Below are 18,742 nucleotides of genomic sequence, written 5' to 3' on the forward strand. Positions count from 1 at the left end.
ACCGGAAATCGCGGCGATTTCCGCTTCAGCCACGCTCGCGCAGCAGCCGGGCCTTCTGGCGGTTCCAGTCGCGCTTGGCCTCGGTTTCGCGCTTGTCCTGGGTCTTCTTGCCCTTGGCGATGCCGATCTTCAGTTTCACGAAGCCCTTGTGGTTGAAATAGAGCACCAACGGAACCAGAGTCATGCCCTGCCGCTGCGTGGCGTTCCACAGACGCGCCACTTCCTTGCGACTGGCCAGGAGCTTGCGGCGACGACGTTCCTCGTGCCCCCAGGTCTTTGCCTGCTCGTAGGGTGCGATGTAGCTGTTTACCAACCACAGCTCGCCGTTTTCAACGGCCGCGTAGCTTTCGGCGATGTTCGAGCCGCCCTTGCGCAGGGACTTCACCTCGGACCCTTCCAGCACGATCCCGCATTCGAGATCATCCTCGATCGCATAATCGTAGCGCGCCCGCCGGTTCTCGGCGATCACCTTGTAGTTCGGGTCTGATTTGGGTTTCTTGGCCATGGTCCGCCCGATGTAATGTGGCGCAGGCGTGCTGTCCACTGGCAGAGCGGCGGGGCCTGCGCACGAGACCGAATTATGCTAGGCTCCAAGTGATTTCAGATCGTGCTTTTTCGCGTAGGAGGTTCCATGCGTCTGTTGCTTGCGTTGTTTCTGATCGTTCTGCCCGCCACCCTTGCCGCACAGGAACGGGGGCGGATGCTGGCCTACCTCGGCCCCGCCGGGCAGGGGCGCACCACCATGCTGATGATCGTCACACCTTCGACGGTCGCGATCAACCCCGGCGAGGACGGCGCGCTTGTGGCCGATCTGACCGGACGCACGATCCGGGTCTGGGACGCGCGCGGCGGTCGCTTCGTCGATCTCGGGCAGGCCGCACGAATGGCCGAGGCCATGGGCGGCGGCACGATGGGCAACACCGCCGCGCTTGAAGCCGCGCAGGCGCAGATCGCGGCTCAGATGCAGGGCATGCTGGAAGGCATCGACCCCAACCAGCGCGCCGCCGTGCAGGCCGCCATAGAAGGCGCTGTGGGTATCGGTGGCGGTCAGCATGCGCCCGGCACCATGTTGAGCGGCGGTGCACAGCACCGCGTCGGCATGGCGGGCGCGCTGATGCACGACCCCGACCTGATGATCCTTGACGAACCGACGCCCCCTTACCTCGGCCATGACACCGTTCTTGCGCGCATCCTGTCGGTCGAGGGCGTGCCCCTACGCGACTATACGCTTGCGCCGGCCGAGGCGCTGCCCGGTATCGAGGAGGTGCTAGAGGTGCTGCGCCAGCTGCAACGCCTGCATATCGAGATTACTGGCGGCCCAATCCCGCATCAGGCGCTGATCCCCGATTTCTCGGTACTGCAGCCCTACGGCTTCGCGGTGGCGATCGAAGACCGCGTGCAGGGCGAACGGTGGGAACTGGGCCGCTATGCCCGGGTCAACATGCGTTTCGACGGGGCCGGAATGCCGGTCTGGGACGAGGAGTGATCATGCCCCCGGCGGCACGTCGATAGACGCTTTCCACGGCTTGATATCCAACAGGGGCGTGTCGTCGTAGCAATCGATGGCGTCGATGGTCAGAACGCCAGTATCCCGGTCGAGGCCCTGAAGGATCACCACCGCCATTGCGATCGGGTTGGGCCTTGCCGGGGATCGCAAAGCGAATGTCCCGCGCGTGCCCTTGGCATGGTGCGGGTTCTGCACCGCGATGTTTCGCGGGGCCTTGTCCATCCAGTAGAGCAGCACGACCGGGCTACCTGCCTCCAGCCCTTCCAGGCACGGGATGTAGGCCGGGTCGAGGTCGATCCTTGCCCCCTGCCCGGTTTCGCGCGCCTGGACGAGGTTCTTGGGGCCATGGCCCTTGAACCATTGGGTGCGTATCCGACCGATGAAGGTGACGCCCGCTTCGGCCCGGTCAGCCGGGTCGAAGGGCAGGGTCACCTCGCCATCGCGGATCTCGCCCATGGTGCCGGGATCAGTCCAGGATGCCGGCGTGCTGCATAGCGGCCCGGATCGCGGCCTTGGTGCCATCGGTCAGCCCGACGAGCGGCAGGCGCACGTCCTCGGAACAGCGGCCAAGCAGCGAGAGGCCATATTTTGCCCCGGCCAGACCGGGTTCGAGGAAGATGGCCTCATGCAGCGGCATCAGCCGGTCCTGGAACTCCAGCGCCTTCGCGTAGTCGCCCGCCAGGGTTGCCGCTTGGAACTCGGCGCACAGGCGCGGGGCGACGTTGGCGGTCACCGAGATGCAGCCGACACCGCCATGGGCATTGAACCCGAGCGCCGTGGCGTCTTCACCGGACAGCTGGATGAACTCCTTGCCACAGCTTGCGCGCTGCATGCTGACCCGCTCCAGCTTGCCGGTGGCATCCTTGACCCCGATGATCGACGGCAGCTTGGCCAGTTCGCCCATCGTGGCCGGGGTCATGTCGATGACGGAACGGCCGGGGATGTTGTAGATCACGATCGGCAGGTCACAGGCCGCGGTCAGCGCGGTGTAATGCGCGATCAGGCCAGCCTGCGTGGGCTTGTTGTAGTAAGGCGTCACCACGAGACCCGCGTCGGCCCCCACGGCCTTGGCATGCTGCAGGAAGCGGATTGCCTCGATGGTGTTGTTGGACCCCGCGCCGGCGATCACCGGAACCCGGCCCGCGGCGGCGGCGACCACGGCTTCGATCACCTGCTCATGCTCTTCGTGGGTCAGCGTCGGGCTTTCTCCGGTGGTGCCCACGGGAACCAGGGCCGAGCTGCCTTCGGCAATCTGCCAATCGACAAGTTTCTTCAGCGTGTCAAAATCCACCGCGCCGTCCTTGAACGGCGTGACCAATGCGGGCATCGAGCCTTTGAACATCACACGCTTCCTTTCATGTCTGGTGTCGCCGGGATCGGCGGAGGATCGCAGCCTTGGTGGCTGCAGCCCGCCTATTGCCAAGTAAGTGAGTTGCAAGCAAGGGGCGAGGCCCTATCCTTGCAGGATAGTTTCAACTCGGGTGCGCAATGCGACGGCTTCTTATCGGACTTCTCCTCTCGGCTCTGCCAACGGCCAGCCTGGCCACGCCCGAGGCTCTTGCGTCGGCCATCGCCGCGCTTGGCGCGCGAGACTACCAGGCGGCAGCCAGCGAACAGGCGCAGGTCACGGACCCGGCGGCGGCCGACGTGGTCACCTGGATCCGGCTGCGCCAGGGTGAGGGGGAACTATCGGAGTATTTCGACTTCCTGTCGCGCAACGCGGATTGGCCGGGCCTGCCCTACCTGATCCACATGGGCGAGCGGAACCTTTCCGAAGACACGCCCCCCGCAACCGTGATTGCCTATTTCGCCGACCAGGCACCGCGTACCGGGTGGGGGTCGCTGCGGCTTGCCGCAGCGCTTTGGGAAAGCGACCGGCGCGAGGAAGCCATGGCCGAGGCGATCCGCGCCTGGACCACCATGTCGCTTTCCGAGGAAGAACATGACCAGTTCATGATCGACTGGCCCCGCACGTTGCGACGGTTCCATGAAGCGCGGCTGGACCACCTGCTCTGGCAGGGCGAAGCGAGCCAGGCCGAGCGCATGTTCCCGCTGGTTAGCGAGGGATGGCAGCGCCTTGCGCAGGCGCGCATTCTGTTGCGCGCGCGTCGGCCCGGGGTGAATGCGGCGATTGACGCGGTGCCCTCGTCATTGCGGGATGATCCGGGTCTAGCCTATGAGCGCTTCGTTTGGCGCATGCGCGAGGGGCTTTGGGAAAGCGCGGGAGAGCTGATTCGGGAGCGGTCCGGATCGGCTGCGCAACTGGGCCGCCCGTCAGAATGGGCCGATCGGCGCCGGATCATGGCCCGCGACCTGATGCGTGATGGCGACCTGCGCGGTGCCTACGAAATTGCCGCCAACCATCATATCGACCCCGACGAGGATTACCTGAACTATTCCGACCTGGAATGGCTGGCAGGCTACACGGCCCTGCGCCTGGGGGATGCCGCAACGGCGGCTGAGCATTTCTCGCATTTCCGCGCTTCGGTGGAATCTCCCATCTCGATGGGGCGTGCGGGCTATTGGCTGGGCCGCGCTCAGGAAGCCCTGGGCAATACTGATGCCGCCGCGCAGGCCTACGCCATGGGTGCGCGGTACCAGTCGAGCTTCTACGGCCAACTTGCGGCAGAGCGCGGCAGACTGCCGACCGACCCCGCCTTCCTGGGCCAGGAACACTTCGGCGACTGGCGCACGGCAGAGTTCGTCAATACCACCGTCTTTCGCGCCGCCGTGCGCTTGCTGGAGGCGGGCGAGATCGACCTCGCCGAACGTTTCTGGACGCATCTGACGGAAAGCCTGCCCCGGCAGCAGGCCGGACAGCTGGCCGACATGGCGCTGGAACTGGGCGAACCGCATATCGCGCTGATGATCGCCAAGCGGACAGCGGGCTACGGCAACGAGATCATGCGCGCCTACTATCCGCTGTCGACCGAGCTTCTGGCATATGACCTGCCGGTGTCGGACCGCCTGGTCCACTCGATCGCACGCCGCGAGAGCGAGTTCGACCCAACCGTGGTCAGCCATGCCGGCGCGCTTGGGCTGATGCAGGTGATGCCGCGCACAGGCCGCGAGATGGCGCGGCGCTTGGGCGTCGCCTTCAGCGAAAGCCGGATGCATGACGACCCCGCCTTCAACGCCACCCTCGGGGCGGAATATCTCAACCTGCTGATCGAGGAGTTCGGCCCCAACCCGGTGCTGATTGCGGCGGCCTACAACGCCGGCCCGAGCCGCGCCGAGCGGTGGATGGAGCTTTACGGCGACCCGCGCGACCCAAGCGTCGACGTTGTCGACTGGATCGAGGCGATCCCGTTTCGCGAAACCCGCAACTACGTCATGCGGGTGACCGAAAGCATGCGCATCTACGATGCGCTTCTGTCGGGGCGGCTGCCGGATCAGAGCCTGAGCGAGCTTCTGCGGCAGCGCTGATCGGGGCGTGTGTCGCCGCGCATCGCGCGTCGATCCGCGCGTTCCTGGCGGAACGCGAAGCGAATTTCGAGGAAATTCGAGCCTGCGCGATGATGAGAGCGGTCGCCCGGAAGGCTTACTCGACCTGCTCAAGTTCCCGCGCCCGGGCGCGCCAGAGCGTGAAGAGGCCAGCGGCCACAACGATGCCTGCGCCCAGAACCACGTTCCACTCGATGGACTCGCCAAAGACCACGATGCCAAGCGACGCGGCAAAGACGAGTTGCAGGTAGGCAAAGGGCTGAACCGCGCTGGCCTCGGCCACTTCGTAGCACTTGATCAGGGTGAAGTGGCCCGCCGCTCCGGTCACGCAGAGCAGGGCCATCCAAGCCCAGTCAACCGCGGTCATCGGCTCCCAGAACCAAAGGCCAACGACCGTCATCGCGACCGATCCGACCGTGCCGGTCCAGAAAAAGCTGGTGGCGGCGCTGTCCTTCCGGGCGACAAAACGGGTGAGCAGCCCATAGAGCGCAAACATCAGGGCCGAACAGAGTGGCACCACGGCACGGGGGTCGAAGACACCGAAGCCGGGTTCGAGAATGATGATGACCCCCAGGAAGCCGACCCCGATGGCCGCCCACCTGCGCCAGCCCACGCGTTCACCCAGAACGGGGCCGGAGAGGGCTGCGATGAGCAGGGGGTAGCAGGCAAAGACTGCATGGCTTTCCACGAGGCCCAGCAACGTAAAGCCAAGCACCATGACGCAGATTTCGGTTACCAGCAGAACCGCACGAAACCCCTGCACGAAAGGTTGCTCGGTCGCTGCCGCCGCACGCAGCCCACCCGCTTTGCGAGAGGCTACCGCCATCACGAAGGCCGCAAAGAACCAGTAACGGATCATCACCACCATCAGCACGTTGTATTCGCCTGCCAAGTGGCGCGAGATCCCGTCCTGCATGGCAAAGATGAAGGTCGTCAGCACCATCAGCCAGATGCCGGCCCGCGTGTTCTGCTCGCTCATGGTTTTCGGCCTGTTGTCATGTGTCTCTTGCGCCCGTAACCCGCCTGGCGGGTCACGTCGAACCCGGCAGCGACAAGCGCACGTCGCACGTCGCCCGCCGCCGTGTAGGTCGCGAAGCTGCCGCCCGGTGCGGTATGGCGGGCAACCTCGGCCAGCAGGGCAGGTTCCCACAACTCGGGGTTCTTGGCGGGGGCAAAGCCGTCGAGAAACCAGGCATCCGCCCGGCCGCGCCAGGCCGGAAGTGTCTGGCGCGCATCGCCTACGACAAGGTGAACCTCGATATCGTCCCGGACCAAGGGCTTTGAAGGGTCCGCCAGCAGCGCGGCGGTATCTTCTGCGAAGGGTGCGGTTTCCTGGAAGGCCGAAAGGGCGCGAAGCGCGTCGTCAGGCGCCATCGGGAAGGCTTCGAAGCTGGTGAAACGCAACCGCCCCTCTGGGACTGCTGCGGCCCAGGACTGCCGCGCAGCGATAAGGTTGAGGCCCGTGCCAAAGCCAAGCTCCGCGATATGGAATCCCGGTGCAAACCGCTCTGGCAGGCCATTGCCCTCAAGGAAGACATGCCGCGTTTCAGCCAACCCGTTGTCGAGCGAGTAATAAGGGTCATCGAAGCGCTCGGACACGGGCACACCGCCTGCGTTCCAAAGGGTCCGGTCTGTCTGGGCATTGTCCATGGCCTGACCTATGAAGGGTTCCGACAGCTTCGGCAAGCGGGGTCGATCATGGTGGATGTAACGGTCAGGGGGGCGGGGATCTTCGGTCTCTGCGTCGCGTGGGCCTGCGTGAAACGCGGGGCGTCGGTGCGTGTGATCGACCCGGGCGGAGTGGCCGCCGGGGCCTCGGGCGGTCTTGTCGGCGCGCTTGCCCCGCACACGCCCGAACGCTGGAACGACAAGAAAGAGCTGCAGTTCCAGAGCCTCGACATGGCCGAAGCCATGTGGGCGGACGTGGCCGATGTGGGCGGTCGCGACCCGGGCTATGCCCGCACCGGCCGGATTCAGCCCGTGGGGGCGCTGGAGATCGCCACCGAACGTGCCCGCAATGCCGAAGAGCTGTGGAAAGGCCGCTACACGTGGCAGGTTCGCGACGTGCGCGACTTCGGTGAATTCGCGCCGGTCACGCCGTCGGGGCTGGTCATTCATGACACGCTGACCGCGCGCGCCAACCCGCGCAAGGCAACGCAGGCGCTGGCCGCCGCCCTTGTGGCAAAGCGGGTCGAGATCCTGACCGAGGGTCGCGAAGACGGTGCCGTCGTTCACGCCACGGGCGCATCGGGGTTGGTCGCGCTGTCCGAGGCACTGGCTTACCCCGTGGGCGTTCCGATCAAAGGCCAGTCGGCACTGATCGCCTTCGACGCCCGTGACCTGCCGCAGATCTTCGTCGATGGCCTGCACGTGATCCCCCATGCGAACGGGACGACGGCCATCGGCTCGACGACGGAACGGGAGTTCGCCGACCCTTCCAGTTGCGATGGCGGATTGGACGATATCCTTGGCCGGGTCGTGCGGCTTGTCCCCGCCCTACGTGAGCGGCCTTTACTGGAACGATGGGCCGGACTGCGCCCGCGCGCCCGGTCACGCGCACCTATGTTGGGGGCATGGCCCGGTCGGCCCGGGCATTTCATCGCCAATGGTGGCTTCAAGATCGGCTTCGGCATGGCCCCGATCGTCGGTCAGCTCATCTCCGAGCTCATTCTGGACGGGCATGACCGCATTCCCGACAGCTTCCGAGTCGACGCGTCCCTTCCGAAACCCTGAAGTGCCGAGGCTCCGCCCCGGATCGCCGGGCGGTGGCCCGAATTTCCCCGAAATTCGCTCCCGCGTTCCGCCAGGAACGCGTGGGTCGGCGCGCGAAGCGCGGCGAAACCCGCTGCCGTCTGTCACCCGCGGTCGACCTCTTTTCGCAGATCCGACATGAGCTCGCCCAGGGCCGCTAGGTAGCGATCATTCACCAGGCGCCCCTCGGCATCGAATTGAGTGTCGGTATTGCCCACAAGCACCTCGGGTCCGGGCAGAATCCTTGGACGGAACGGCGTCAGGCAAAGGCGGAGCGTCCACTGCGTGCGTTCCCCCCCTGCCCGTCCCCCGGTCGCGGCCATGATCGCCACGGGCTTGTCCCGCCAGGGCGCCAGCTTGGTCCGGCTGACCCAGTCGAGCGCATTCTTCAGAACGCCGGAAATCGCCTTGTTGTATTCCGGGCCGGAAATGATCACCGCGTCGGCTGCCTTGATCTGCTCGGCAAGACGAACCACGCCGTCGGGAAGCCCCTCGGCATCCTCAAGATCGCCATCATAGAGCGGCAAACGCAGATCCGCCTCGACGAACTCCGCCGGGTCGTAGAGCCGCGCGGCTTCCCGCAGAAGCCTGCGATTGTAGGACCCGGCCCGAAGCGACCCGGAAATCCCCAGAAGTTTGCCTGACGCCATCACTCTCACTCCACCTGACCGATACGGATTGCGGCAGACTACCTAGGACTCTCGCAGGGAAAAGCCACGTCCGCGCACAGAACCCTGCGCAGGAATTCACGTCTCGGGCAGCATCCGCACCTCGCGCTGAGGGAAGGGGATCGAGATGCCGTTCTCGTGGAACGTGTCCCAAAGTGCCAGGAAAACGTTGCCCCGGATATTGGTCAGGCCCTCGGTCGGGTCCTCGATCCAGAAGCGCAGCACGTAGTCCACTGACGAGTCGCCAAAGCCGACGATGTGGCAGACGGGGGGTTTGCTCTCCAACACGCGAGTCACCTTCCTGGCGGCGTCGATGGCTAGCTTGCGCACCTTGTGAGGGTCGTCGGTGTAGGAGGTGCCGAAGTTGATATCGAGCCGCACGAAGGCGTCGGAATGCGACCAGTTCACCACCTGGTTGGTGATGAGGTCCTCGTTCGGAATCAGGTATTCCTTGCCGTCCCGTGTCACCACGCTGGCGTAACGCGCGCCAAGCGTGTTGATCCATCCGAAGGTGTCGCCAAGGCTGATGACGTCGCCCGGCTTGATCGACTTGTCGAGCAGGATGATGATCCCCGAGACGAGGTTCGACACGACCTTTTGCAGGCCGAAGCCCAGGCCCACACCGATGGCGCCCGACAGGAAGGCAAGCCCGGTCAGGTCCACTCCAACCGCATTCAACCCCAGGAAAAGCGCGGCACCATAAAGCAGCACCTGCACCGCCTTGACCACGAGCACCCGCATGGAGGGCGAGATGTCCTCGTTTCTCTGAATGCGTGTCGCGGTGGTCTTGGACAGGAACCGCGCGCCGATCATCAGGGCCGAAACCAGGACAAAACCCTGCACCAGCAGCAGAAGCGACAGGCGCACGCCGTCGCCAAGCTCGAAGCCTACGCTATCGAGTAGCGTGCCCGCCTCGTCCGTCAGGTTCAGGATGGTCAGCGTCACATAGGTCCAGGCACCGTAGCGCAGGATAGTGCGCATCACGGGGGAATGCACGAAGCGGGTGGCAAAGGTCACAACCAGCCAGGCCGTCGCAAGACGCGCGATGATCCCCAGCAAATAGGAACGGCTTGGCCAGGTCACTTCGCGCATGATCCAGACCGCAAGCCAGATCAGGATCACGAAGAAGATTCCCATAAGCCTTCGATGGATGAAGGCCAGGATGCGCATACGCCACATCGGCCAGCCCTGGCGCGCAGCCATCCAGGCGCGGATGCGCGGACCGAAGGCCGCCCTGAGCAGCCAGGCCGCCAGAAGCAGTGCCAGCGCGATCGCGACCTGGTAGGCGTTCCAGGGGCGCAGAAGGCTATGCAGGAAATCCTGCCCTTCGGCCAAGAGCGACAGGCCGATATCGGTCACGCTGTCCCCTGCCGCGGCGGGGGCCTCGGTCTCTGGGGCCGCGGGGGTTTGCGCGGCGGTTTCTTCCGGCTCCATGCCTGTCCTTCCAGCTTTGCCGAAATCATGGGGCCTTGTGGGCGTCCGGGCAAGCGGAACCCTTGGCAATCGGCGGCCCGGAGTGTATCTGCCGTTGGCGATGACACGGATTTTCGACATGGACGACCGGACCCGCCTGCCCTGGCGCTTTCACGGTCTCTGCGCCTCGGGGCGGGTGAGCGGGCTAAGCGCCCTCTGACCACCGCACCCGACACCCCGCAGTCCATACCCCCGAGAGAGTATCAAAGATGACCGGCAAGACGCTCTACGACAAGATCTGGGATGCCCACCTGGCCCATGAGGCCGAAGATGGCACCAGCCTGCTTTATATCGACCGCCACCTGGTGCACGAAGTGACCAGCCCCCAGGCCTTCGAGGGCCTGCGCATGGCGGGCCGCAAGGTGCACGCGCCCGACAAGACCATCGCGGTTCCGGACCATAACGTGCCCACCACCCCGGGCCGTGAAGACCCCGCGAACATGACCGAAGACAGCCGTATCCAGGTGGCCGCGCTGGACAGCAACGCCAAGGAATTCGGCATTCACTACTATCCGGTGACCGATATTCGCCAGGGCATCGTGCATATCGTCGGCCCCGAACAGGGCTGGACCCTGCCGGGCATGACCGTCGTCTGCGGTGACTCGCACACGGCAACCCATGGCGCGTTCGGTGCCCTGGCCCACGGTAGCGGCACCTCAGAAGTTGAACATGTTCTGGCAACTCAGACGCTGTTCAAGAAGAAGTCAAAGAACATGATGGTGGAAATCACCGGCAAGCTGCAGACGGGAGTGACCGCCAAGGACATCACCCTTGCCGTGATCGGCGCGACCGGCACTGCCGGCGGCACCGGCTACGTGATCGAGTATTGCGGCGAAGCAATCCGCGATCTGTCGATGGAAGGCCGCATGACCGTCTGCAACATGGCGATCGAAGGCGGCGCACGCGCGGGCCTGATCGCTCCGGACGAAAAGACCTTCGAATACGTGAACGGCCGCCCGCATGCGCCGAAGGGCGCCCAGTGGGAAGCCGCGCTGAACTGGTGGAAGACGCTCTATTCCGATGACGACGCCCATTGGGACAAGGTCATCACTCTCAAGGGCGAAGACATTGCGCCCGTCGTCACCTGGGGGACCAGCCCCGAAGACGTGCTGCCCATCACTGCCACCGTCCCCAGCCCGTCCGATTTCAAGGGCGGCAAGGTCGACGCGGCGGCACGGTCGCTGGAATACATGGGGCTGAAGCCCGGCACGCCACTGTCCGAGATCGCCATCGACACGGTCTTCATCGGCTCTTGCACCAATGGCCGGATCGAGGATCTGCGCGCAGCGGCCGCGATCCTGAAGGGCAAGAAGATCAAGGACGGCATCCGCGCGATGGTTGTTCCCGGGTCTGGCCTTGTTCGCGCGCAGGCCGAGGAAGAGGGCCTGGCCGACATCTTCAAGGAAGCCGGTTTCGAATGGCGACTTGCGGGCTGTTCCATGTGCCTTGCCATGAACCCCGACCAGCTGGCCCCCGGCGAACGCTGCGCGGCAACCTCGAACCGCAACTTCGAAGGCCGCCAGGGCCGGGGTGGCCGAACCCACCTGATGAGCCCGGCAATGGCGGCCGCAGCGGCGGTGACCGGACACCTGACGGATGTGCGTGAATTGATGTAATTCCGCCTTTGCGAAAAGAACTGGAAAACCCGGCATAAAATTGCCGGGTTTTTTGTTTATCGTGATCTTGGGAAATGCGAGTGCATTTGGGTTCCGAAGGGTCGCGAGAAAGAAATGAAATCTGTCGAGTTCTGGTTTTCTATTGGTAGTCCATATACTTACCTGACGGTGATGCGCCTTCCGAAGGTCATTGAAAAGACCGGGCTGGAGGTAATTTGGCGCCCGTTTTCCGCGCGACAGATCCTTCAGGAAAACGGCACGCACCCCTATCAGGACAAGCCCGTTCAAACGGCATATATGTGGACCGACCTGGCGCGTCAGTCGCGCAAGTTCGGGCTAAGCCCGCGTCTTCCGGTTCCCTTTCCCCTGACCGGCTATGAACTCGCCAATCGGGTGGCCGTGGTCGCCGCCGAGGAAGGATGGGTCGCGCCCTACGTGCAAGAGACCTACCGCCGCTGGTTTCACGATGGACATCCGGCGGGGGCGGAACCGAACCTGAGCCGCACGCTGGAGGAGCTTGGCCATCAGCCCGATCGGGTCATTGCAAAGGCCGAGGGGGCGCTGACAGGGCAAGCCTGGGAACAAGCCACGCGCTGCGCCCGGGAACGCGGCGTTTTCGACACGCCGAGCTTTATTGTCGAGGACGAGCTTTACGTTGGAGACGACAGGCTGCCGGACGCGCTGCGCCACGCCATCCCAAATCCGCGCGCCAGGGTCATGCGCAAGCCTAGTGCAGATACCGTCCGGCACGCGCGCGATCGAGCGCCGAGGCCCGTGGCGGGCCCTTTGTCTCGCCATACAGCGTGACCAGGCCCGTAAACTCTTGCCGAGCAGTCAATCCGCCGAGTTCGGATGCCTTTCTGGTGAGCCGGTCGAGGTCGCCGATCTTGAAGAGCCCTTTCACAACCCGATTTGCCGCCTTCAACATGGTCTCTGCCTCGTGTGGCGTAAGATAGTATTTCAGCATGGCTGCCCGGCGCAGACGTCGATGCACCGCTTCCGGGTCTTTTTGCCGCTCCTCGGACTTAATCATAAGGATGATGGCCAGATTTGCCGCCCGGGAATCTGTAAGGGTGCTGACCGGGTCCAGTAATGCCGAATTTCCAGGCGAGGCATCCGTCACATCTGACTTGGATGGATCGGAAACAGCCCCAAAAAGCCTGGCCGATTTCCGAATACGCCAGATCTCTCGCGACAATCCAAGCGCTAGGGCGCCAACGGCGGCAGTGATAACGGGTATTATTAAAAGTTTCTCAGTCATATTGCCGAAAGTAGTTTATTGGATGTTAGCGTCAACGCGCCAAACGAAACATGACCGTTTGGACCTACAGAAAAACTCTTTCGATACTCCACCAGGCGCCAATCGCTGAAATAACAAGCGATGCCGGGATCGCGATCCGGGCGCGATACCAATCCCGCTGCCCAAACCACAAACCAACCAACAGGAAGGCCCCAAGAATCACGGCGAGCTGTCCAAATTCGACCCCGACGTTAAAACCAAGAAGCGCGGCGACGAAATGGCTGGCCGTAATCCCGAATTCCCCAAGAACGCTGGCAAAGCCAAGCCCGTGTAGCAGCCCAAAGGCAAACACGAGCGCAGTCCGATACCTGAGATTGCCACGGCCCATGACGTTTTCGATCCCGACATAGACGATCGACAAGGCAATTAGCGGCTCCACCACACTGGCGGGCACGCTGACGATCCCGAGGCTGGCAAGGGCCAGGGTAATGGTATGCGCGACCGTAAAGGACGTCACCTGAAAGAGGATCGGCCTGAGGTGAAGGGAAAAGAAGAACAGGCCGAGCACGAACAGGATGTGATCCAGGCCGAGCGGCACAATGTGCTCGAACCCGACGAAAATGTAGCGCAGGAACACGGCCCAAGCGCTTTCGGTCACGATCTCCGTGCGTGACAGGGGCTCCGACAGGTCTCCGTCGGACAGAAAGGCGGTATAGGCGTCCTCTCCGCCGCCGACCTGGCGCACCACGAGATCCCCATAGAGTGCTGCCCAACCGAACCGAACCGGCGTATCGCCTTGGGGCAATGCCGCGGCGATGCTGATGGTGGATGTTCGGGCGTTTCCGATATCGCCGACGTCAGGAATGGAGAGCCCGACCAATTCGGGCACGATGCGCTCTCCGTCTACTTCGATCACCAGGCGCGGGGCCATGCGGGGCCAGAAATCCTCCACCGCGGCGCGCAGGGCATCGGGCCCCATGGATCTGTAACCGTTGTAAACCTCTTCCTCCGGCGCCTGCGTCGTATCGGTGATGTTGGCCAGGTCCATCTCCGAAAGGATGGATTCCAGCGACAACTGGATATCGACGGCGATCCGCTCCTGCGTCACCAGGACGTCCGCAAGTCCGGGGTCGATCTCGTGCGCGCGTGCCTGGGGTATGGCCATCACGAAAAGGAGAATTGACAGGGCTGCAATTCGGGCCACCATCAAGGGAAACAGTTTGGAAAAAGCCATGCGTCACCTCATTTGTCCCTTGTTTGCCTTAAACATGGTGCTGCTTCCAGCACTTCCTGCCCTGGCGCATGAGTTCTGGATCGACCCGCTGGATTTCAGCGTAGAGGCCAATCAACCGATCGAAGCGCGGCTGCGCGTGGGGCAAGATTTCGAGGGGCCGTCGCTTTCGTATCTCACGCGGAATTTCACCCGCTTCGACGTAGCCATCGGGGGTGACATCACCCCTGCCGAGGGGCGTCTTGGACAGAATCCGGCGCTGGTCATGGCCGAACACGGCACGGGGTTGGCCGTGGTGATCTACGAGACCACCGACAGCGATCTGACCTATGACGAATGGGACCGGTTCCTGCGTTTTGCCGAGCACAAGGATTTCCCGGATATCGAGGCGCGCCACCTCGCGCGCGGGTTGCCGATGACCGGCTTCATGGAAAGCTATAGCCGCCATGTCAAAAGCCTGATCGCCGTGGGTGACGGGGCAGGAACAGACCGGGAGTTCGGACTGACGACGGAACTGATCGCCCTCGCCAATCCCTACACCGATGATGTGAGCGGCGGCATTCCAATGCGCCTTCTGTTCGAGGGCGAACCGCGCGGCGATGCGCAGGTGGAGCTTTGGGATCGCAACCCGGATGGGGACGTAAGCGTAACCATCCATCGCACCGATGCAGACGGCGAAGTGCTTTTGCCCGTCGAGCCTGGGCATGTCTACATGGCAGATGCCGTGGCCCTTGTACCGGTCGAACCTGTGACGGAGGGCGGTCCTGTCTGGCACTCCTACTGGGCCTCGCTCACCTTCGAAGTGCCTGCACAATAAGGCGGTCTCTTGTGTTGCCCCGGCAATGCCGCTATGCCCCTTCGCGGACGTGAAGGAGACCCCGAGACATGGACAAGTTCACCAAGCTGACCGGCATCGCCGCACCGCTGCCCCTGATCAACGTCGATACCGACATGATCATTCCCAAGCAGTTTCTCAAGACGATCAAGCGCTCGGGCCTTGGCGTGAACCTGTTTGACGAAATGCGCTACGATGACAACGGCGACGAAATCCCCGATTTCGTGCTGAACAAGCCCGCCTATCGCAACGCGGAGATCCTTGTCGCGGGTGACAATTTCGGTTGTGGCTCCTCGCGGGAACACGCCCCGTGGGCCTTGCTCGACTTCGGCATTCGCTGCGTGATCGCCCCCTCTTTCGCTGACATCTTCTTCAACAACTGCTTCAAGAACGGCATCCTGCCGATCGTGCTGCCGCAGGAAGACGTCGACAAGCTGATGGACGATGCCAACCGGGGCGCCAACGCCACCCTGACCGTCGATCTCGAAAACCAGACCATCAGCGGCCCCGATGGCGGCACCATCGCCTTCGAGGTCGACGCCTTCCGCAAGCATTGCCTGCTGAATGGTCTCGACGATATTGGCCTGACGATGGAGAAGGCTGCTTCGATCCAGTCCTTCGAGGAAAAGGCCGCGCAAGAGCGCCCTTGGGTCTGATTTCGACCTGATCACAAGATGTAGCCCCTCGGCCCGGCCGGGGGGCTTTTTTCATGTTTTACTGATGCAAAGCAGCGACAGTCATCATCCCAAAATCGCCACAGTGATTCCCTAAGGAGTCTCAGGGACTTGCGAAAGTTGGCGAATGTGGGCAAGATTGAGGCAATTGAGGCAATCCGATGGCAATCGGATCAAGACGTGGAACAAGGGTCCGTCAAAAAAGGACTCGTCCAGGTTGAGGGTTTGGGCAGTGATCGCACAGCTTTCCAGCGCTGTGGTGCGGGCGATACTCGTAATGATCGTCATAGCCACTCCGTCCTTGCTGCTTCCGGCGGCATCGTCGGATTCTGCGCAGGTCGTGATGCTTGTCGCGCTCTTCGCGGCCGGTTTCACTCTCTCTGAATATGCGTCCACCTACCCGGGCCTGATCGAGTTTCGCGATGCTCCGCCTTTCAACCGGGTGCGCGTTATCGGGGCTTTCGTGACGCTCTTCTTCCTTAGCCTGATCGCCGGGTCGCCGGATGGCCCGGAAACGCTGTTCCTGATCGTCAACGCCACCGGCCTCGTGATGGCGCACGCGCTGGACTTTCCCTACAGCCCGATCTGGCTGCTGCGGGTCTTCCTGCCAGACAACGCTACCCAGGCCGACCTGACCATGCTGCGCGCCATGGGCGGGCTGAGCTTCCTTGTCGGGCTGGTCACGATCAGCATCTTCGCGATCATCATGCGCCTGAAGAGCTGGCCCAACCCCAACACAAGCTTCAATGTCTGGGTCAACCTGCCAACCTTCGACCCGACGGCGGGCGGGGATGTTGTGACACGGTTGACGCGCGACTCACGCATTAACCTTATATTAGGGTTCGTTCTGCCATTCCTGATGCCGATCCTGGCGAGTTACGGGATCGAGAACCTCGATGTCTCGATCGGCACCTCGCCCCTGATGATGGTCTGGCTGGTCACGCTATGGAGCTTCCTTCCCGTCACGCTGCTGATGCGCGGAATGGCCATGGGGCGCATCGCCCACATGATCACCGAAAGGCGCAAGCGGCTGGTGCGCGAAATGGCGGATGGCGACGAGCTTGCTGCCTTGGCCTGATAACGGGCCTTCTTCTCTCTTTTCCGCTTCTTGCCGATACCGTCCGGGTCGCGACCTTTCACACGGAGTTGTCGCGCGACGGTCCTGGCCTGCTACTGCGTGACCTTTTGCGGGGGGACGACCCGCAGATCACCGCCGTGGTCAACATCATCGCCCATGTCGACCCAGACATCCTCCTGCTTCAGGGGATCGACCATGACCTGCACGGGCTGGCGTTGGCCGAACTGGTGGAACACCTGTCGGGCACCGGGGCGATCTACCCCTACCGGCTTGCCTTGCCTCCGAATAGCGGTGTGCCGACGGGACTAGACCTCGACGGGGATGGGCGGCTTGGCATGCCGCGCGATGCCCAGGGCTATGGCGGGTTCAGGGGTCAGGATGGGATGGCGTTGCTATCGCGGTTCCCGATCGCTGCAGTTAGGGATTACTCCGGCTTTCTCTGGCGCGATCTGCCAAACGGGCAGGCCGAAGCCGTTCTCTCACCTGAGGTGCTGCGCGTTCAGCGTCTGTCCAGTGTTGCCGCGTGGGACGTCACCGTTGCGATCGGCGCACAAGATGTACATCTTCTGACACTTCACGCCACGCCGCCCGTCTTTGACGGGCCCGAGGACCGAAACGGGCGGCGCAACGAGGATGAATTGTGGTTCTGGCTGCGCCATCTGGACGGATGGTCGCCGGATGGGTTGCTGCCACTTGCGCCGCCTTTCGTCTTGATGGGGGTGCTCAATGCCGATCCGGTCCTGGGAGAGGCCCGGCGAGGGGCGCTGACAGCCGCGCTGAGCCACCCGATGTTGCAAGATCCGCTTCCGACAAGTCCGGGCGGCGCAGCGGCCGGATTGCCGACCGACACCGCAGATTGGCCGGAACCGGACCCCGGCAACCTGCGCGCCGATTACATCCTGCCATGGTCAGGGTTCGCGGTCGCAGGAGCGGGCGTGTTCTGGCCCGGCCAGGGAGATCCTGACCGGGCGCTTCTTGGGGGATCAGATGGCAACGGCGCGTCGCGTCACAGACTGGTCTGGGTCGATCTCGTGCTGGAGCGCCCGGGCGAGCGCTGAGGTCACGGGTGTCCGGGGGCGGTCTGGCACCAGCCTGTCCAGCTCCTCACCATCCAACTGGTGCGAAACATTCCAGAGATAGCGCATTTCCAGAATGTGCTTCGCCTCTCTCCAGAACGGGCGCGCCAGGTATATGGGCAGCCAGCTCATGCGTTTGGCTTGAACCGGGCGATGCAGCGCGGCCGCGCAGGCGGCGGCCAATTCCTCGCCTGTCAGGGTGTACCCCGGAAAGGCGATATCGGCAAAACGCGGCAGGTCAGCTCGACGCTCTGCCAGACCGACCATCGCTGCGGCCACGTCCGGCAGCCAGGCCCAGGCATGGGGGCGGTCCGTCGGGCCAGGATAGCTGAGCCGGCCTTTTGCGACCGGCTTGGCCAGCACCATGTCGAACCAGTTGCCGCTGGCCTCGTCATCCAGGTAGTCCCCCGCCCGCAGAATAATGGTGGCAACACCTGCGTCCCGATAGGCGGCCTCCATCTCGCGCCGAACCCTGCCCAGGGGGTGCTGCGACCGGTGCGGGGTGGTTGGGCCGATATGCGGCGGCATGTCGGGACCAAATACATAGATATTGCCCGGGATGATGACCGTTGCACCGCCTGCCTTCGCGGCGGCAATCACCTGTTGCGTAAGACCGGGCACCGTGGATTGCCACTGGCTGTAGGGCACGTTCCAGGCGTTGACGATCACATCGGCTTTGCGCGCTGCCTGCATCAGGTCATCCCGCGCCCGGTCAAAGCGATGCACCGTCCAGCCGGCCGCCGCAAAGGCCTCTGCTGCATGACGGCCGATCCGACCGGACGGTCCGAGAACGAGGGCTGTTTGGGTCATGGGTCTGGTCCTTTCAACTTGCTGACCCATAGATAAACCAACCGATATCGAATGATTATTGCCACTAATTGACGATGTGATATTCACTATTGAATGGATACCGCTTCCCTTGACTGGACCCTGATCCGATCATTCCTGGCCGTGGCCGACACCGGGTCTCTGTCGGCTGCAGCGCGCGAGACGGGTCAAAGCCAACCGACCCTCGGACGTCACATCAGGACACTTGAGGCACAGGCCGGGGGGCCGCTCTTCGAGCGGCATGCGCGTGGCTTCAGCCTGAGCGCCCTGGGTCAGGCTCTGCGCCCCGGGGCCGAGGCCATGCGGGAAGGGGCACGGGCC

19 protein-coding genes are annotated in these 18,742 nt (G+C 63.5%); 10 read left to right on the forward strand and 9 right to left on the reverse strand.

Annotated elements, in window-relative coordinates; translation table 11 throughout:
- Positions 1-25 precede the first annotated feature (25 nt).
- Entirely contained in the window at positions 26-505 is a 480-nt protein-coding gene (smpB, locus tag ACEQXV_RS08280; RefSeq protein WP_370268686.1) for an SsrA-binding protein SmpB, read from the reverse strand.
- A gap of 126 nt (positions 506-631) precedes the next feature.
- Between smpB and ACEQXV_RS08285 the strand changes: the two genes are divergently transcribed.
- Entirely contained in the window at positions 632-1,486 is an 855-nt protein-coding gene (locus ACEQXV_RS08285) for an ATP-binding cassette domain-containing protein (protein WP_370254447.1), read from the forward strand.
- Here ACEQXV_RS08285 and ACEQXV_RS08290 read toward each other — a convergent pair whose 3' ends face one another.
- Positions 1,487-1,963 carry a TrmO family methyltransferase gene (locus tag ACEQXV_RS08290; RefSeq protein ID WP_370254446.1) on the reverse strand — a complete coding sequence of 159 codons (477 nt, stop codon included), beginning with the start codon at positions 1,961-1,963 and terminating at the stop codon, positions 1,487-1,489. It lies immediately after the preceding gene.
- A 10-nt stretch (positions 1,964-1,973) separates the two neighbouring features.
- A complete protein-coding gene (gene dapA, locus ACEQXV_RS08295; RefSeq protein ID WP_370268688.1) occupies positions 1,974-2,849 on the reverse strand; it encodes a 4-hydroxy-tetrahydrodipicolinate synthase in 876 nt (291 codons plus the stop codon).
- 146 nt (positions 2,850-2,995) lie between these two features.
- Here dapA and ACEQXV_RS08300 point away from each other — a divergent pair, with 146 nt between their 5' ends.
- Positions 2,996-4,933 (forward strand): transglycosylase SLT domain-containing protein, encoded by a 1,938-nt coding sequence (locus tag ACEQXV_RS08300; RefSeq protein WP_370268690.1) that lies wholly within the window; start codon positions 2,996-2,998, stop codon positions 4,931-4,933.
- A gap of 115 nt (positions 4,934-5,048) precedes the next feature.
- On the opposite strand, the gene ACEQXV_RS08305 is transcribed toward ACEQXV_RS08300, so the two are convergent.
- Together ACEQXV_RS08305 and mnmD are read right to left on the reverse strand one after the other, a co-directional pair.
- A complete protein-coding gene (locus tag ACEQXV_RS08305; protein WP_370268691.1) occupies positions 5,049-5,930 on the reverse strand; it encodes a DMT family transporter in 882 nt (293 codons plus the stop codon).
- The gene (gene mnmD / locus ACEQXV_RS08310) at positions 5,927-6,601 is read right to left on the reverse strand and encodes a tRNA (5-methylaminomethyl-2-thiouridine)(34)-methyltransferase MnmD (protein WP_370254442.1); all 675 of its coding nucleotides are present in this window, start codon (positions 6,599-6,601) and stop codon (positions 5,927-5,929) included. Before mnmD ends, ACEQXV_RS08305 begins: the two co-directional genes overlap by 4 nt.
- A gap of 48 nt (positions 6,602-6,649) precedes the next feature.
- On the opposite strand from mnmD, the gene ACEQXV_RS08315 reads away from it, so the two are divergent.
- Entirely contained in the window at positions 6,650-7,684 is a 1,035-nt protein-coding gene (locus ACEQXV_RS08315; RefSeq protein ID WP_370268692.1) for an NAD(P)/FAD-dependent oxidoreductase, read from the forward strand.
- 122 nt (positions 7,685-7,806) lie between these two features.
- Here the strand turns inward: ACEQXV_RS08315 and ACEQXV_RS08320 are convergent, their stop codons facing one another.
- Together ACEQXV_RS08320 and ACEQXV_RS08325 are read right to left on the reverse strand one after the other, a co-directional pair.
- Complete coding sequence (locus ACEQXV_RS08320) at positions 7,807-8,352, reverse strand: NADPH-dependent FMN reductase (protein ID WP_370268694.1); 546 nt, start codon at positions 8,350-8,352, stop codon at positions 7,807-7,809.
- A 96-nt stretch (positions 8,353-8,448) separates the two neighbouring features.
- Positions 8,449-9,804 carry a mechanosensitive ion channel family protein gene (locus tag ACEQXV_RS08325; RefSeq protein ID WP_370254438.1) on the reverse strand — a complete coding sequence of 452 codons (1,356 nt, stop codon included), beginning with the start codon at positions 9,802-9,804 and terminating at the stop codon, positions 8,449-8,451.
- A gap of 248 nt (positions 9,805-10,052) precedes the next feature.
- On the opposite strand from ACEQXV_RS08325, the gene leuC reads away from it, so the two are divergent.
- Entirely contained in the window at positions 10,053-11,459 is a 1,407-nt protein-coding gene (gene leuC, locus ACEQXV_RS08330; RefSeq protein ID WP_370268695.1) for a 3-isopropylmalate dehydratase large subunit, read from the forward strand.
- 114 nt (positions 11,460-11,573) lie between these two features.
- On the forward strand, positions 11,574-12,266 hold the full coding sequence (locus tag ACEQXV_RS08335; protein WP_370254435.1) for a 2-hydroxychromene-2-carboxylate isomerase: 693 nt from the start codon (positions 11,574-11,576) through the stop codon (positions 12,264-12,266).
- Positions 12,267-12,784: 518 nt separating this feature from the next.
- On the opposite strand, the gene ACEQXV_RS08340 is transcribed toward ACEQXV_RS08335, so the two are convergent.
- Positions 12,785-13,933: a HupE/UreJ family protein gene (locus tag ACEQXV_RS08340; RefSeq protein ID WP_370268698.1), complete on the reverse strand. Its 1,149-nt coding sequence runs from the start codon at positions 13,931-13,933 to the stop codon at positions 12,785-12,787.
- Between the two features lie 34 nt (positions 13,934-13,967).
- On the opposite strand from ACEQXV_RS08340, the gene ACEQXV_RS08345 reads away from it, so the two are divergent.
- The 4 genes from ACEQXV_RS08345 (at position 13,968) to ACEQXV_RS08360 (ending at position 17,575) form a co-directional block, all read left to right on the forward strand.
- Complete coding sequence (locus ACEQXV_RS08345) at positions 13,968-14,747, forward strand: DUF4198 domain-containing protein (RefSeq protein ID WP_370254433.1); 780 nt, start codon at positions 13,968-13,970, stop codon at positions 14,745-14,747.
- Positions 14,748-14,815: 68 nt separating this feature from the next.
- On the forward strand, positions 14,816-15,421 hold the full coding sequence (gene leuD / locus ACEQXV_RS08350) for a 3-isopropylmalate dehydratase small subunit (RefSeq protein ID WP_370268700.1): 606 nt from the start codon (positions 14,816-14,818) through the stop codon (positions 15,419-15,421).
- A gap of 295 nt (positions 15,422-15,716) precedes the next feature.
- Positions 15,717-16,517 carry a hypothetical protein gene (locus tag ACEQXV_RS08355; RefSeq protein WP_372525490.1) on the forward strand — a complete coding sequence of 267 codons (801 nt, stop codon included), beginning with the start codon at positions 15,717-15,719 and terminating at the stop codon, positions 16,515-16,517.
- Between the two features lie 107 nt (positions 16,518-16,624).
- Positions 16,625-17,575, forward strand: a complete 951-nt coding sequence (locus ACEQXV_RS08360) for an endonuclease/exonuclease/phosphatase family protein (protein WP_370268704.1) — start codon at positions 16,625-16,627, stop codon at positions 17,573-17,575.
- Here ACEQXV_RS08360 and ACEQXV_RS08365 read toward each other — a convergent pair.
- Positions 17,501-18,403, reverse strand: a complete 903-nt coding sequence (locus ACEQXV_RS08365) for an epimerase (RefSeq protein ID WP_370254427.1) — start codon at positions 18,401-18,403, stop codon at positions 17,501-17,503. The two genes, ACEQXV_RS08360 and ACEQXV_RS08365, sit on opposite strands and share 75 nt — an antisense overlap.
- 93 nt (positions 18,404-18,496) lie before the next feature.
- On the opposite strand from ACEQXV_RS08365, the gene ACEQXV_RS08370 reads away from it, so the two are divergent.
- On the forward strand, positions 18,497-18,742 hold a 246-nt coding region (locus ACEQXV_RS08370; protein ID WP_370268706.1), incomplete at its 3' end, for a LysR family transcriptional regulator.

Origin of the sequence: Nioella sp. (assembly GCF_964229645.1) — a bacterium.
GTDB lineage: Bacteria > Pseudomonadota > Alphaproteobacteria > Rhodobacterales > Rhodobacteraceae > Nioella.

Excerpts from the sequence above, each read along its gene's own strand:
- smpB (WP_370268686.1), bottom strand. The coding sequence starts at position 505 with ATGGCCAAGAAACCCAAATCAGACCCGAACTACAAGGTGATCGCCGAG.
- ACEQXV_RS08285 (WP_370254447.1), top strand. The coding sequence starts at position 632 with ATGCGTCTGTTGCTTGCGTTGTTTCTGATCGTTCTGCCCGCCACCCTT.
- ACEQXV_RS08290 (WP_370254446.1), bottom strand. The coding sequence starts at position 1,963 with ATGGGCGAGATCCGCGATGGCGAGGTGACCCTGCCCTTCGACCCGGCT.
- dapA (WP_370268688.1), bottom strand. The coding sequence starts at position 2,849 with ATGTTCAAAGGCTCGATGCCCGCATTGGTCACGCCGTTCAAGGACGGC.
- ACEQXV_RS08300 (WP_370268690.1), top strand. The coding sequence starts at position 2,996 with ATGCGACGGCTTCTTATCGGACTTCTCCTCTCGGCTCTGCCAACGGCC.
- ACEQXV_RS08305 (WP_370268691.1), bottom strand. The coding sequence starts at position 5,930 with ATGAGCGAGCAGAACACGCGGGCCGGCATCTGGCTGATGGTGCTGACG.
- mnmD (WP_370254442.1), bottom strand. The coding sequence starts at position 6,601 with ATGGACAATGCCCAGACAGACCGGACCCTTTGGAACGCAGGCGGTGTG.
- ACEQXV_RS08315 (WP_370268692.1), top strand. The coding sequence starts at position 6,650 with ATGGTGGATGTAACGGTCAGGGGGGCGGGGATCTTCGGTCTCTGCGTC.
- ACEQXV_RS08320 (WP_370268694.1), bottom strand. The coding sequence starts at position 8,352 with ATGGCGTCAGGCAAACTTCTGGGGATTTCCGGGTCGCTTCGGGCCGGG.
- ACEQXV_RS08325 (WP_370254438.1), bottom strand. The coding sequence starts at position 9,804 with ATGGAGCCGGAAGAAACCGCCGCGCAAACCCCCGCGGCCCCAGAGACC.
- leuC (WP_370268695.1), top strand. The coding sequence starts at position 10,053 with ATGACCGGCAAGACGCTCTACGACAAGATCTGGGATGCCCACCTGGCC.
- ACEQXV_RS08335 (WP_370254435.1), top strand. The coding sequence starts at position 11,574 with ATGAAATCTGTCGAGTTCTGGTTTTCTATTGGTAGTCCATATACTTAC.
- ACEQXV_RS08340 (WP_370268698.1), bottom strand. The coding sequence starts at position 13,933 with ATGGCTTTTTCCAAACTGTTTCCCTTGATGGTGGCCCGAATTGCAGCC.
- ACEQXV_RS08345 (WP_370254433.1), top strand. The coding sequence starts at position 13,968 with ATGGTGCTGCTTCCAGCACTTCCTGCCCTGGCGCATGAGTTCTGGATC.
- leuD (WP_370268700.1), top strand. The coding sequence starts at position 14,816 with ATGGACAAGTTCACCAAGCTGACCGGCATCGCCGCACCGCTGCCCCTG.
- ACEQXV_RS08355 (WP_372525490.1), top strand. The coding sequence starts at position 15,717 with ATGATCGTCATAGCCACTCCGTCCTTGCTGCTTCCGGCGGCATCGTCG.
- ACEQXV_RS08365 (WP_370254427.1), bottom strand. The coding sequence starts at position 18,403 with ATGACCCAAACAGCCCTCGTTCTCGGACCGTCCGGTCGGATCGGCCGT.